This window comes from Cohnella sp. OV330 (assembly GCF_900112065.1).
Classification (GTDB): Bacteria; Bacillota; Bacilli; order Paenibacillales; family Paenibacillaceae; genus Cohnella.
Window position 1 is genome coordinate 23,264 of sequence record NZ_FOKE01000016.1, and the last position, 13,609, is coordinate 36,872.

Consider the following 13,609-nt stretch of genomic DNA (forward strand, 5'->3'; position numbering starts at 1 on the left):
CTCCCTTAGGTTTGGTAGCCCCCGAGTCTTTTCTCCAGCCGGGTCTGCCAGATCGTGAGCACGGAGCAGAGGACGAGATAGTACGCGCCGGCGATGAGGTAGAGCAGCATCGGCTCGAAAGTGGAGGCAGCGATCAGTTTGGCCGCACCGAATAGATCGGGGAGCGTCACGAGTGCGGCAAGCGAAGACGTCTTAATGAGCGTAATGAACTGGTTCCCGAAGCTCGGAATGCAGATACGGACGGATTGTGGCAAAATCACTCGGACCAGGTTCTGGCTTCGCGTCATGCCTAGCGCATATCCGGCCTTCCACTGGCCTCCCGGGATCGAGAGGATGGCCGCTCGCATGATCTCCGACGAATAGGCCGCTTCCGAGATCGTGAGGCTGATCACGATGCTGGCGAACGGCGAGAGCAGAATGCCCATGCCGGGAAGGCCGTAGAAAATAATAAACAGCTGCACGAGAATCGGGGTACAGCGTATGATCCACACGTACACCCTGGCGGGGAGCCGGACATACGATTTGGCCGACAGGCCCGCAAGAGCGATGAATAGTGCAGCCAGAAGCCCCAGCGCGAAGGAGAGCAGGGAGATCGGAATGGTATAGAGGATCGTCCCCTTCAACAAGGGCATCAAAGACATGGAGATAATCTCCAGAATGCGGTCGAACCGTTCTTGGGCCATGAGCGTCACCTCGGAAGTGCGATTGCCTGAAGATAATCATTGAAGCGATAGAGCCGCTTTGCTAAAATACTTACTAAGTACATTAATTTACTAGGCATTGAAAGTAGGGATGTGCCTATGATCGAATTCAGGGATAAGAAATACCGGTGTGCCTCCGAAGTCGCGATGGAATTAGTAAGCGGCAAATGGAAAGTGCTCATCCTGAGCCACTTGTCGGAGCATACGTTCCGGTTCGGCGAGCTGCTGAAGCTCATGCCCGGCGCCACCCACAAGATGCTTGCCGAGCAGCTTCGGGATCTGGAATGCGACGGGCTTATCATTCGCAGCGTGTATCCCGTGATCCCGCCTAAAGTAGAGTACGAATTGACCGATCGCGGCATGAGACTGGTGCCGATTCTAGAGGCGCTGTGCGATTTCGGGGCGGACTATATCGACAGCTTTCCCGCGCAATCCCCGGTCATGGAAGAGGAGCAGGCCTGAGGATGCGATCAGTTGAGGAGAAACTTCGCGCCGAATCGTTTGCCTGCGCCTAGCGCCGCCTTGCGTTCCTCCGAATCGCCACGCTCAAGAAGGACGACATTTTCGGGATAGAGCTTCCCTAGCAGCGCCCTTATGACGAGCTCATTTCCCTCCGTCGCCACCTCATGTACCCCCGCTTCATTCGTCACAAGCCCGGAGAGGGAGAGGACACGGTCCGCAGCATGACGCTCGATTACGGGCCTCTCTTGGTCCGAGGACTGGCTGCCTGCCTGGTCGTTTGCAGGATTCGAACGATAATGGAAGCGATGCCCCCTGAAGATTTGGCCCAGGTCGACGGCATACGCGCCGTCATCCGTACTTAAGCAGAACTGGATCGCTGCCTGACCGCTAGCCTGCACGGCCGCCTGCAAATACGCCTCTGTAATTCCGTTCAGCCGCTCATCGGCCTCTTGACCCTCCGGCGAACCAGGCCCGAGCAACGATCGCGGTGCCGCATAATAGTCCGGATATTCGTATTCAAAAGCGATCGAATCCCGTCCATCGACCGACTCGGCCGTCTTCACCGGATACCACCGGAGGAGGTACCGGGGCGCGCGCGCCAACTCGGACCCCAAGCTTGCCGGCAAAATCGTCCCCAGCCGATACTGGAATCCGTATCCGGCAGCGGACAGTTCCGGTGCCAGCAAGCTCTTCGCATAGTGAACCAACGACTTGTGGTCAAGCGGTCTCGCCAGGAATAGGGAGAGAAATTCGGAATGCGCTTGCTCGGTATAGCGCAGTCCTCGCGCATTCCGCGCTTTCAGCTCAATCGGCACCTCTTCCCAATTTTCGAAAGGAAGAAGCGCGTCCCGCAGGAGAACGATCTGATGCAGGTACTCGTTGAAGAGCTGCATGACAGGCGGACCGCCCGCAGGTCCCTGAAGGATATCCGTGACTTCGTGGGTCCAGAGATGGTGATCGCACCGGCTCCTGAATATAAGGCGGCCCAGCACTTCCGCGCCCAGCTCTCCCAAGCCGCGCGATTCGCCGTCGAATTCGCGTGCCCATTTCGACAGCGCCTCGCCGATCCGACCAGCCTGCGCGGACAACTCGGACCTAGCAGGGTCGTGCAAGGGGAGAACGCCCAGGGGAAGGGTCGTTTCCCGTCCGGCGATGGCGAGGCTATTCTCGATATTCGTCAGCAGCGCTTCGCGATTGGCAGCTTCGGCCAATTGAACATGAATCGCTTCGAGCAGCACCCCTAACGCCTTCACGACTTCCCGAGCCGTGTACACCCCGTCCGGAATGTCCCATTCCCACAACCCTTGCTCGGCGGAGGGCTTCACCTCTGCTTCACTCTTGCTATTTGTCTTGAACTCCCCCGGCTCCAGCCGAACGCCCCACACGATACGCTGATTTCCTGCATCCAAACGGTAATGTGACATGTTGCACCTGCCCTTCTGTTTTGATCAGCCTATCACATTAATTCCGATGAAAATAGTATGTACTTTTTCGTGCGGAAGTCACGAAAGGGTACCTTAGTTCCCAATTGGTAACTGCCTTTGTTGACCTAATAAAAAATACATCGACGGGGCCAGGACGGCCGCGACGATGTATTTACGACTTATAGGCTGCCGATTATTTCTCGTAAGCTTGCTGCAATGCCTGGATATCGATTTTACCCATTCCCATCAGCGCTTGCGACACATTGCCTGCTTTTCGGCCATCCTTGTCTCCCATCAGCTGGCCGAGGATCGTCGGAACGATCTGCCATGACAAGCCGAACTTGTCCTTCAGCCAGCCGCACCGGCCGGGTTTCCCTCCGTCGGCGGTGAGCTTCTCCCACAGATCGTCGACTTCCTCCTGCGAGTCGCTGTTAACGAAAAACGACACGGCCTCGTTGAACTTGAAGTGCGGGCCTGCGTTTAACGCCATGAACCGCTGCCCCTCCAGTTCAAAGGTGGCGGACATCAATGTTCCCTTCGGAAACGGCGCTCCGTCACCATAACGGGTAATGCTCAGCGTTTTTCCGTTTTTGAACACCGAGCTGTAAAAGTCGATGGCTTCCTCTGCATTGTCATTGAACCACAAGAAAGGGGTGATTTTGTTATTTTGCATGCTTATCATCTCCGTAGCTATCTGCCGTTTTTATAAGCTGTCCGATACTTGCTGCGAACTTGTCGAGTGACTGCTCCATGCCGAGCTCGGCGAATTTGGCCATTTGGCCTGGCGCCCATTCGTGTTCGGTGATCGTCAGCTCCGTCCGAGCGTCTCCCAAAGCTTTGAATGCAATGACGAATTCAACCTCGCGCGGAAAATCCGGGGGCATGCCTACGTCTGCGGGATCGAGCACGTTCCCATGCGCATCGGACAGGCTCTGCGTAAATTCAAGACGTTCATAAGGCACGATTTTCGTATAGACGCCCGTGTTGTAGTAAATATGGCTCCCTTGCGCTGGCGGCGCCTGCATGCAAAAGATGTACTTGCCGCCAACACGCAGATCGATTTCGCTTCGCGGCGAGGTATAGTGTGCCGGCCCCCACCAGAGCGGTACAAGCTTCGGATCCGTCCAGCCTTTCCAGACCCATTCGACCGGGATATCGAATACGCGGGTGATCACGAGATCTTGCTTGTTCGAATGTTGGCTCATCAGGATTCCTCCGGATCATTTGTGGTTTTGGCGGCCTGCGCCATTTCTGCCTTGATGACGGCCTCGAATGCATCCAAGCGCCGGCTCCATCGACGTCTCATGCTCCGGGACCAGTCTTCGAATTCGGCCATTGCATCCGTGTCGATCCGGTAAATGCGTTGCTGCGCCCTTTTTTCCACCCGGATTAATTTCGACTCAAGTAAATTTTTTAAATGTTGGGAGATGGCCTGCGGGCTGACTTGGAATTGTTCGTGGATCTGGGATGCGGAGAGCTCTTCATGGTCGGCAAGCATCTCCAAGATGCGGCGACGCGTCGGATCTGCCAATGCGGAAAAGATATCGTTAGGCATGCAGTTTGTTCCTTCCCCCTCCTTCATGGCGTTCGGCGATTGGGTTGTTGAGTTCATATTAAATCATTTTATTTATAAAGTAAATGCTTTAGTAATAATAAAAAAAAGAGAACGGCCCGCCCGCAGCAGCCGCTCCCTGGTTATGCTTATTCCCTTAGTGCCGACATTAAGCGGCATTCCGATTGTAGGCGCGCACCGCGAATGCGTAGGCGACGATCAGTATCCCTAAGCACCACGCCAGCGCAACCCAAATATCTTGGCCTACCGGTTGATTCGACAATAGCGCGCGGATGGTTTCTACGATGGAGGTCACCGGCTGGTTCTCGGCGAAGGCGCGAACGACTCTCGGCATAGACTCGGTCGGCACGAACGCCGAGCTGATAAACGGGAGGAAGATCAGCGGGTAGGAAAAGGCGCTTGCGCCTTCCACCGACTTGGCGGACAGTCCGGCAATGGCCGCGATCCAAGTGAGCGCCAGCGTGAACAGCACGAGGATGCCTGCTACGGCGAGCCAGGACAGGATCCCTGCCGAGGAGCGAAAGCCCATCGCGAGCGCTACGAGAATGATGACGGCAATCGAAATGACGTTGGAGACGACCGAGGTCAGCACATGTCCCCACAGCATCGTCGAACGCGCGATCGGCATGGAGTTGAACCGCTCGATGATGCCCCGTTGCTTATCCAAGAACAGGCGGTAGGCGACATAGGCGACCCCGCTGGCGATCGCCATCAGCAGGATGCCGGGCAACAGGTAGTTCACGTAGTTATCCGTACCGGTCTCGATGGCGCCGCCGAACACGTACACGAACAGCAGCATCATCGCGATCGGCGTGACGCAGACCGTGAAGATCGTGTCCACGCTGCGGAAAATATGGCGCATGGAACGTCCAAGCATGACGCCCATATCGCTGAAAAAGTGGCTTTTTGCCGTTTCCATTTAGATGGCCTCCTTTTTGCCGATGATCGCGAGGAAGATTTCCTCCAGCGTCGGCTGTTTTTCCACATACTCGACCTTCGCTTGCGGGAACCGCTTTTTCAGCTCCGCCAGCGTGCCGCCGGCAATGATCCGGCCCTCGTGCAAAATGGCGATTCGGTCGGCCAGCTGCTCCGCTTCCTCCAGATACTGCGTGGTCAGGAATACCGTCGTGCCGCCGTCGGCAAGCTCCTTGACGATCTTCCACACCTCGATGCGCGCCTCGGGATCAAGCCCCGTGGTCGGCTCGTCGAGGAAAATGATCTTCGGCTTGCCGACCAGGCTCAAGGCGATGTCGAGCCGGCGGCGCATGCCGCCCGAATACGTGGACGGCTTCCGGTCGGCGGCGTCCGTCAGGCCGAACCGCTTGAGCAAATCGTCCGCCACTTGGCGAGGCTGAGCGAGATGCCGCAGCTTGGCGATCATGATCAGGTTCTCCCGCCCGGTGAGCACCTCGTCCACCGCCGCGAACTGCCCGGTCAGGCTGATCGCATGCCGCACCTGCTCGGGTTTGGACGCGACGTCGAAGCCGTTCACGGCGGCATGGCCTCCGTCCAGCTTGAGCAGCGTGGCGAGGATTCGGACCATTGTCGTCTTGCCCGCGCCGTTGGAGCCGAGCAGGGCGAAGATCTCGCCCCGCTTCACTTCCAGATCGACGCCCTTCAGCACTTCCTTGCCCTTGAATGCCTTTTTAAGGCCTTTCACTTCGATCGCTTTTTCCATGCCGGTCTCCTCCTTTATTTTTTCTTGTCCGTCACTTTTTTCATGGCCTTGTTGACAGCCTGGTTCGCGGATTCCTGAGCGATGTCGGCGTACGTTTTCGAATCCTTGATCAGCTCGTCGGAGAAGGCCGCCACGTCGCTGCCCGTCACTTCGAGCACGCCCTTGCCCGACGCCGCGCCTTCTTCAAAGAGGTCGACGATTCCCGACAGCAGCCCCGTCCCCTCGGTCAGTTCGACGGGGCCGACCTTAAAGAGATATTTTTGAATCTCCTTGTAAACGATCTGGTAATCCTGCGGGAGCGCCTTAACGCGCGCCACGTGCGCTTTCCACTCTTTTTTGCCCTCGATGATATCGCGAATGTTCATTTTATTTTCCTCCTATTTGCCTAATTTTTTGGCTACGTTCTGGTTGAGCTGCTCGCGCCACTTGTCGCGATAAGACTTTGCGCCTTCTTCGCCGGCCAGCGCCGCGCAGAAGCCTTTAATGTCGTCGCCCAGCACCTCTTGGACGCGTTGGCCGTCCGCCGCCGATTCTTCGAGCAGGCCGAGCACGCCGTCGAGAATGGGCATCAGGTTGCGACCGCTGAAGCTCGAGTACGACCACAGATTGGCGTTCAATTCTCCCCATGCCGCTTGATAATCGGCCGGCAGCTTTTTAGCTCGGGCATCAAATGCTTTCATTTCTTTCGTCATGTCGCTTCCGGTGATTTTTTCCCAAAGGTTCATTGTGTTTTCTCCTTTAACTCGTTCATTTTGGATGATACGAACTCCCACTTCTCCCAGAACTTCCGAAGCTCCGCGCGGCCGGCGTCGTTGATGGCGAAAAACTTTCGCGGCGGCCCCAACTCGGAGGGCTTCTTGGTGATTTCCACAAGCTTGTTCTTTTCAAGCCGGATGAGGATGGTATACACCGTCCCCTCCACAACGTCTGCGAAGCCGAGGGCGTTCAGCTGCCGCGTGATTTCGTAGCCGTACGTTTCTTTGCGGCTAATAATTTCAAGGACACAGCCCTCAAGCACGCCTTTGAGCATCTCCGTTAAGTTTTCCATTGCTATCACCCTTCACTATTCTGTACGACTGGTATGCAGTGTTACTGACTACTGCTATAAAGTAACACGTAGTAGCTCGTGTTGTCAACAGCCATCATGCTGATTTTTAAAAACGGGCGGCGGCGCGCTCTGTAACCGCGCTTTCCTCGCTTACAGCACGCTCCGGCGTCCTCGTGGCTCCTGTAACGTTGCTTTTCTCGCTTACAGCGGCGGCGCGCTTTTGTAACCGTGCTTTCCTCGCTTACGGCACGCTTCGGTGCCCTCGTCGTTCCTGTAACGTTGCTTTCCTCGCTTACAGCGGTTCAAGCCTGCCGTCACCCCCGAAAGTGTAAATGCTAATAAATAAAAAAAAGCGCCCCGAGTCCCGCCCGGAGTGCCCTGCAATGCTATGATGCCGATGACTTCGCGTCTTGATCCGCGAGCTTCGCGACGGCGCGGAGCGCCGCCTCGATCTCCCGCTCGACCGCCTGCGCGACGGCATCGGTGTGCGGGTCGTACTCGGCCGCGAGATCGGCGTCCGCGTAGCCGTCCACCGCCAGGATGGCGCCCGCCCGCGCGCCGCGCAAGCTTGCGACGACGTACAGCGCGGCGATCTCCATCTCGACGCCGATGGCGCCCGCCTTTTTGTACGTCTTGTGCGGAATGTCCAACGCGCCTTCGAAAAAGGCGTCGACCGTCACGGTAATGCCTCGGCCGACGCCGCCGCCAAGCTCCCGCGCCGACGCGTCAAGCGCCTCGACGATGCGGCTGTCGGCGACGGCCGGGAACCCGTCCGGCACGATCGACCGGGTCAGCCCGTCGGCCCGAACGGCCGCAGTGCTGACGATCAGGCTGCCGGCCGGCGTCTGCTCCGAGTAGGAGCCGGCGGTGCCGACGCGGATCAGCGTCTTCACGCCCGCGCGGATCAGCTCCTCGAAGCAGATGGCCGCGCCCGGGGAGCCGACGCCATGGCTGACGACCGCGAGGCGAACGCCCTGGTAGTCGCCGACGAACGTACGGTACTCGCGGGCGAACGCCAGCTCGCGGGCGCCTTCCAGCTTACGCGAGATGACCTCGGCACGGCGCGGGTCGCCGCAGACGAGTGCATATTCGGGAATGTCTTCGGAGTTAATTTGCAAGATCGGCAAGTACATCGTTAATCGAACTCCTTCTTCGTCCATTCGTCTTCGGGAATCGGCAGCGCCTGGCCGGAAAACCGCTCTTCCGCGAACGGATCGGCTTCGTTATGGAATCCGTTGCGCTCCCAGAAGCCCGGCCGGTCCTCGCGCATGAACTCGATGCGGCGGATCCACTTCGCGCTTTTCCAGAAGTAGCGATGGGGAACGAGCGTGCGCAGCGGCCAGCCGTGTTTGTCGGAGAGCGGCTCCCCCGCAAAGCGGTAAGCGAGCATAACGTCGTCCTTCAGCAGATCCTCGAGCGGCACGTTCGTCTCGTAGTCCGGATCGGCGTGGAACATGACGTACTTCGCTTCCGGCTTCACGCCGAGCAGCGGCAGCAAGTCCTTGAACAGCACGCCCTCCCACTCGGTGTCGAGCTTCGACCAACGCGTCACGCAGTGGATATCCCGCACGACCTTGGTCGCGGGCAGCTGCATAATCTCATCGAACGTGAAGGCGCGCTCCGCCTCCACCTCGCCGCACACCGTCAGCCGCCACTCGTTCATATCGTAGACAGGCACGTCGCCTTCGTGCAGGATCGGAAACTTCTCCGTGACGGTCTGCCCCGGGGGCACCCGATGGCCAAGCGATGGATCGACCTTGGCCGCCGCGGCAGGCACTTTTGCTTTTTTGAGACGGTCCGCTTTGTTGTGCATCTTCGTTTGCAACCTCCTCTAGCGTCCGCGGCTTTATCTGGTGCTGGAGCCGGCGTTTTGCGCGTCTTTGATGAACCCTTTGTCCCGGAAAAAGAACATCGCGATAATCGTAACGACGTAAGGAACCATTTGCGTAAAATGAGACGGCCACGACACGCCCTGCAGCCGGATGCTGAACGCGTCCATGAAGCCGAACAGCGCGCTGGCGCCGAGGACGCCGAGCGGCCCCGATTGGCCGAGCATCGTCGCGACGAGCGCGATGAAGCCGCGGCCCGACGTCATCCCTTCGGTGAACATCGTCACCTGCCCGAGCGACAGCTGCGCGCCGGCGAGCGCGCACAGCACGCCGCAGGCGATCATCGCGCCGTATTGGTAACGGCGAACGTGGATGCCGATCGTCCTCGCGGCGAGCGGGTTGCTGCCCGCGGCCAGGAACCGGAACCCGTTTACCGTGCGATAGAAGTAGTACCACAGCAATCCCGCCAGCACGATCGACAAGTAGACCAGCGGAGAGTGCCCGGAGAAAATGTCGCCCACGACTGGAATGTCCTTGATGAGCGGAATGTTCCATTTCGGCAGGCCGACCATTTCCTTATCGTAGTATGCGCCCTTTACATGGAAGATCGTCCGCAAGCTGAACGTCGTCAATCCGAGCGCCAGGAAGTTCATCGCGATGCCGACGACGATCACGTTCGCCTGCAGATGAATGCTGAGAAACGCGAAGAGCAGCGAGAACGCGCATACGCACACGATCGCGAACAGGATGGCCAGAAACGTATTCTCAAAGTAATGGTTGCCGACGATGGCGGTGAACGCGCCGATCAGCATCAGCCCTTCGAGGCCGACGTTGAACAGGCCGACGCGCGCGCACAGCGCGCCGCCGAGCGCCGCGAGCAGGATCGGCGTCAGGATGCGAAGCGCCGAATTGAACAGGGCCAGGTCAAACAGCTGATCCATCGACGATCGCTCCTTTTTTGCGCCGCATAAAGCGCCAGCTGAATTTGACGGTAATGAACAAGATGAGCACGGCTTGAATGACCGAGCCGATCTCGAGCGGCACGTCGGTATTGAGCTCTACGCCCATGCCGCCCGTCTGAAGCGCCGCGAGGAAAAAGGCGCCGACGGCCGAGCCGATCGGATTCCCGTTCGCGAGCAGCGCCGCCATAATGCCCGTCCAGGCGTAGTCCGCCGAAGCGAACGAGCCGTCGATATAGCGATATTGCGAGCCGAGCACTTCGGCCGCGCCCGCAAGGCCGGCGAGTCCGCCGCTCGCGAACATCGTCGTCAGCATGAGCGACGTCCGTCGAACCCCGCCGTAGACGGCGAACAGCGGGTTGCCGCCCAGCATGCGCGCCTCGTATCCTTTGACCGATCTGGCCAAGTAGACGTACAGGATGACGACGGCCGCGATCGCGATGACGAACCCGGCGTGCACCGTCATGCCTTTGAACAGCTTCGGCAGCCAGACCGCGTGATCGAGCATTTGCGTCTGGGCCATCGCGCCCGCTCCCGTCTTGTCTTTGAACGGATAGGTAACCAGATAGCCAGCGAACAACGACGCGATGTAATTGAGCAGCATCGTCGTGATGAGCAGATTCACGCGGAAGCGAACGTCGAAGTACCCGGCCATCGCCGACCAAAGCCCGCCCGCGACGATGCCGCCAAGCATCGCGACGATGCAGACGAACCAGCCGGGCCCCGGCACGTGCAGGCCGATGAGCGCCGCGCTCAAGCCGCCGAACGCCATCTGCCCCTCCGCGCCGAGGTTGAAAAAGCCCGAGCGGAAAGCGACCGCGGCTCCCATGGCGACGAGGATGAGCGGCGTCGCGCGGGATAGCGTGCTCGTGAAAAAGTAAAAGCTGCCGAATGCGCCCTTCCACATCTCCGTATACGTCTCCGCGATCGAGCCGCCGGCGACGAGAATGGCGATCGAGCCCGCCAGCAAACCGATCACGATCGCGATCAACGGCCCGCGAAGCGACAGCAGCCACGCTCCGATTTTATGCATGCCTCATCCCTCCTCCCGCCATCAGCAAGCTGAGCTTGTCCTCGCTCGCCTCGTCGACGCGCAGCTCTCCCGCGATGCTTCCTTCGTACATGACGACGATCCGGTCCGACAGCTTCAGGATCTCCGACAGCTCCGACGAGACGAGCAGGATCGCCCCGCCCTCGGCGCGTCTCTGCAGCAGCTCCTCGTGAATCGTCTCCATCGCGCCGATGTCCACGCCGCGCGTCGGCTCCGCCGCGATCAGAAAGGGCGTATTCTGCGCGAGCTCGCGGGCGACGATCAGCTTCTGCAGGTTGCCGCCGGACAAGTTTTGCGTCTTGTTGTCGAGCGAACCGGCTTTGATCGAAAAGCGCTTGACCCAGTCGGATACGAGCGTCTTCATCGCTTTGCCGCGCAGCATGCCATAACGCCCCAGCCGATTCTGGTGGCCCATGATGCCCGTCTCGGCGACGGTCGCGGCTTTGTTGGCGCCCCAGATATACCGGTCCTCGGGAATATGCGCCAGCCCGGCATCCCGCAGCGCCCGCGCGCTGCTGCCCGTCACGTCCTTGCCGAGCAGCGAGATCGTTCCCGCGTCCGGCTTCATGATGCCCGCGATCGACTGGATCAGCTCGGATTGACCGTTGCCGGAAATGCCTGCGACGCCGACGATCTCGCCTTCGCGCACGGTCAGGTTAATCCCGCTGAGCGCCGGTTTGGGCCCGTTTCCGGCGAGGGAGACGTCTCTGAGCTCCAGCACGTTCGCTTTCGGGTTCGCGGGCTTCTTCGTCGAAGGGGCAAGCTCGCGGCCCACCATCAGCCTAGACAGCTCCTCCACGTTCGTATCGGAAGCGTTCAGCGTGCCCGTCACTTCGCCGTCGCGCAGCACCGTGATCCGGTCGGCGACGCTCATCACTTCGTTCAGCTTGTGCGTGATCAGAATAAAGCTTTTTCCCATGCCCGCCAGCTTTTTGATCGCTTCGAGCAGCTCGCCGACCTCCAGCGGGGTCAGCACGCCGGTCGGCTCGTCGAGAATGATAATTTCCGCGCCTTGATGAAGAACCTTCAGGATCTCCACGCGCTGCTGCACGCCGAGCGGGCAGTCGCCGACCTTGGCCCGCGGGTCGACGCGGATGCCGTACGTATCGGTAAGCGCCTCTACCTGCGCAACCGCGGTTTTTCGATCGAACCGGACGGCGCCGGGCTCGCGGCCGATCACGATGTTTTCCGCCACCGTGAAGTCCGGGAACAGCATGAAGTGCTGGTGCACCATGCCGATGCCGACGCCGATCGCGTCCTTCGGATCGGCGAAGCGCATGTCGCGCCCGTTCAGCTTGATCGTACCGGAAGACGCCTGCTCCATGCCGTACAAAATGCGCATGAGCGTCGTTTTGCCCGCGCCGTTCTCCCCGACGACGGCATGCACTTCTCCGGCCTTCAAGTTAAAGTCGATTCCCTTGTTCGCGATGACGCTGCCGTAGCTCTTCGTGATTCGCTCCATCTCGAGCAGCATGCGAGCCCTCCTGTCTGCGGTCCTTATAAGCATAGGAAACCGGCTGCTCGAGGCAGCCGGTTATGGATAATTATAGGTTAACGCGACGATTATGGTTGCAACGGATTTTTGACGACGGTCGTGCCTGCAATAATATCATCGGAAATCTTCTTGAGCTTGTCAATGTTTTCTTGGCCGATGGCGTCGCTAACCGGGAACTTGCCTTCCTTGGTGACGTTCGTCAGGCCGACGCCGCCTTCCTTCAGGCCGTAGTCGCGAACGCCGTACGAGAAGTTGCCTTCGACGAAGTCCTTGACCGTCTCGTAGGCGACGGCGTCCGTGCCTTTGAGCTGCGCCAGGATGACTTGCTTGCCGTCGGTGTTGTCCGTATCTTGACCGGACGTGTAAAAGCCCTTTTCGCCTGCGGCTTCGAAGACGCCGAGGTCGCCTGCAGCCGACATGCCGGCGATGAAGTCCGCGCCTTGGCCATTTTGCTGCAGGGCCAGTTCCTTCGCTTTCGCAGGGTCGGTATAGCCGCCTACGTAGCCGACCAGGATCTTGATGTTCGGGTTGATCGACTTGGCGCCTTGCTCGAATCCGCTCGTGTACTTGGAGAGGAGCGGGATGTCCATGGCGACGACGTTGCCGACCGTGCCGGACTTGGATACGAGAGCTGCAGCGGCGCCGAGCAGGTACGACGCTTCGTATTCGCGGAACGCAATGGAGCGAACGTTAGGCAGATCGACGACCGTATCGATGACGGCGAACGCCTTGTCCGGGTATTCCGGCGCGATCTTCTTCAGGGCGTCTTCGACTTGATACGTCGCGGTGATGATCAGGTCGTAGTCGCCGGCCGCCGCCGTACGGATGTTTTGCTCGATCGAAGCCGGGTCCGTAGACTCGAGCGTCTTCACTTCTACGCCGAAGTCTTTGCCGGCTTTATGCAAACCTTCGTCCATCAGCACGAAAAACGCATTGACGCCGATCGGCTCGGGCGTGATGAGCGCGATCTTCTTCGGCTTGCCGTTCGATGCAGCCGGCGCGGACGCGCTCCCGCTGGCCGGCGCACTGCTGCTGGCACTGCTGCCAGCATTGTTGCTGTTGTTCTTATTCGATCCGCATGCCGCCAGCACGCCTGCGATCAGGACGAACATGAGAACGAGCGATAATGTTTTTTTCAACTGTCTCTCTCCCCCGAAAATAAGTGCATTTAATTAGACTTGTTTATATCCTAGAAGATCACTGGGGATTTGTCAATTCAATTTTCATAGAATTCGACAAAATTCGATTTTTATTCAATTCTAGAGCTGTACGCCTTCGGAAATATCTTGATAGGCAATTTGGCGGTGTGGAATCCGGATGGCTTTCCGGCTTAAAAGGATGATCGGGATTAAAGGTCAGTAAGGGACCGCCCCGAACGATCTCAAAAGC

At 58.8% G+C, this 13,609-nt stretch carries 17 protein-coding genes; 1 reads left to right on the forward strand and 16 read right to left on the reverse strand.

Annotation, left to right across the window (positions count from 1 at the left end):
* Positions 1-5: 5 nt before the first annotated feature.
* Positions 6-683 carry an amino acid ABC transporter permease gene (locus BM235_RS28690; RefSeq protein WP_090117695.1) on the reverse strand — a complete coding sequence of 226 codons (678 nt, stop codon included), beginning with the start codon at positions 681-683 and terminating at the stop codon, positions 6-8.
* 117 nt (positions 684-800) lie between these two features.
* Between BM235_RS28690 and BM235_RS28695 the strand changes: the two genes are divergently transcribed.
* Positions 801-1,163, forward strand: a complete 363-nt coding sequence (locus tag BM235_RS28695) for a winged helix-turn-helix transcriptional regulator (protein ID WP_090117696.1) — start codon at positions 801-803, stop codon at positions 1,161-1,163.
* An 8-nt stretch (positions 1,164-1,171) separates the two neighbouring features.
* Here BM235_RS28695 and BM235_RS28700 read toward each other — a convergent pair whose 3' ends face one another.
* From BM235_RS28700 to BM235_RS28770, 15 genes are all read right to left on the reverse strand, one after another.
* Positions 1,172-2,587: a hypothetical protein gene (locus tag BM235_RS28700; RefSeq protein WP_090117697.1), complete on the reverse strand. Its 1,416-nt coding sequence runs from the start codon at positions 2,585-2,587 to the stop codon at positions 1,172-1,174.
* Between the two features lie 193 nt (positions 2,588-2,780).
* Positions 2,781-3,260, reverse strand: a complete 480-nt coding sequence (locus tag BM235_RS28705) for a VOC family protein (RefSeq protein WP_199408966.1) — start codon at positions 3,258-3,260, stop codon at positions 2,781-2,783.
* Entirely contained in the window at positions 3,250-3,792 is a 543-nt protein-coding gene (locus BM235_RS28710; RefSeq protein ID WP_090117699.1) for an SRPBCC family protein, read from the reverse strand. Before BM235_RS28710 ends, BM235_RS28705 begins: the two co-directional genes overlap by 11 nt.
* Positions 3,792-4,142, reverse strand: coding sequence for an ArsR/SmtB family transcription factor (locus BM235_RS28715; RefSeq protein ID WP_090117700.1), 351 nt, complete (start codon positions 4,140-4,142; stop codon positions 3,792-3,794). Before BM235_RS28715 ends, BM235_RS28710 begins: the two co-directional genes overlap by 1 nt.
* Positions 4,143-4,308: 166 nt before the next feature.
* Positions 4,309-5,079, reverse strand: coding sequence for an ABC transporter permease (locus BM235_RS28720; protein ID WP_090117701.1), 771 nt, complete (start codon positions 5,077-5,079; stop codon positions 4,309-4,311).
* Positions 5,080-5,838: an ABC transporter ATP-binding protein gene (locus BM235_RS28725; protein ID WP_090117702.1), complete on the reverse strand. Its 759-nt coding sequence runs from the start codon at positions 5,836-5,838 to the stop codon at positions 5,080-5,082. It abuts the gene before it with no gap.
* Between the two features lie 14 nt (positions 5,839-5,852).
* A complete protein-coding gene (locus tag BM235_RS28730) occupies positions 5,853-6,203 on the reverse strand; it encodes a DUF1048 domain-containing protein (RefSeq protein ID WP_090117703.1) in 351 nt (116 codons plus the stop codon).
* Positions 6,204-6,215: 12 nt separating this feature from the next.
* Positions 6,216-6,563, reverse strand: coding sequence for a DUF1048 domain-containing protein (locus BM235_RS28735; protein ID WP_090117704.1), 348 nt, complete (start codon positions 6,561-6,563; stop codon positions 6,216-6,218).
* Positions 6,560-6,868 carry a PadR family transcriptional regulator gene (locus BM235_RS28740; protein WP_304441424.1) on the reverse strand — a complete coding sequence of 103 codons (309 nt, stop codon included), beginning with the start codon at positions 6,866-6,868 and terminating at the stop codon, positions 6,560-6,562. Before BM235_RS28740 ends, BM235_RS28735 begins: the two co-directional genes overlap by 4 nt.
* Positions 6,869-7,272: 404 nt before the next feature.
* Entirely contained in the window at positions 7,273-8,019 is a 747-nt protein-coding gene (locus BM235_RS28745; RefSeq protein WP_090117706.1) for a nucleoside phosphorylase, read from the reverse strand.
* Between the two features lie 2 nt (positions 8,020-8,021).
* Positions 8,022-8,699, reverse strand: coding sequence for a sulfite oxidase-like oxidoreductase (locus tag BM235_RS28750; RefSeq protein ID WP_090117707.1), 678 nt, complete (start codon positions 8,697-8,699; stop codon positions 8,022-8,024).
* 33 nt (positions 8,700-8,732) lie between these two features.
* Complete coding sequence (locus tag BM235_RS28755; protein WP_090117708.1) at positions 8,733-9,656, reverse strand: ABC transporter permease; 924 nt, start codon at positions 9,654-9,656, stop codon at positions 8,733-8,735.
* A complete protein-coding gene (locus tag BM235_RS28760) occupies positions 9,640-10,707 on the reverse strand; it encodes an ABC transporter permease (protein WP_090117709.1) in 1,068 nt (355 codons plus the stop codon). Before BM235_RS28760 ends, BM235_RS28755 begins: the two co-directional genes overlap by 17 nt.
* A complete protein-coding gene (locus tag BM235_RS28765) occupies positions 10,700-12,199 on the reverse strand; it encodes an ABC transporter ATP-binding protein (RefSeq protein WP_090117710.1) in 1,500 nt (499 codons plus the stop codon). The genes BM235_RS28760 and BM235_RS28765 overlap by 8 nt, the downstream gene beginning before the upstream one ends.
* Before the next feature lie 89 nt (positions 12,200-12,288).
* Positions 12,289-13,359 (reverse strand): BMP family lipoprotein, encoded by a 1,071-nt coding sequence (locus tag BM235_RS28770; protein WP_090117711.1) that lies wholly within the window; start codon positions 13,357-13,359, stop codon positions 12,289-12,291.
* Positions 13,360-13,609 lie beyond the last annotated feature (250 nt).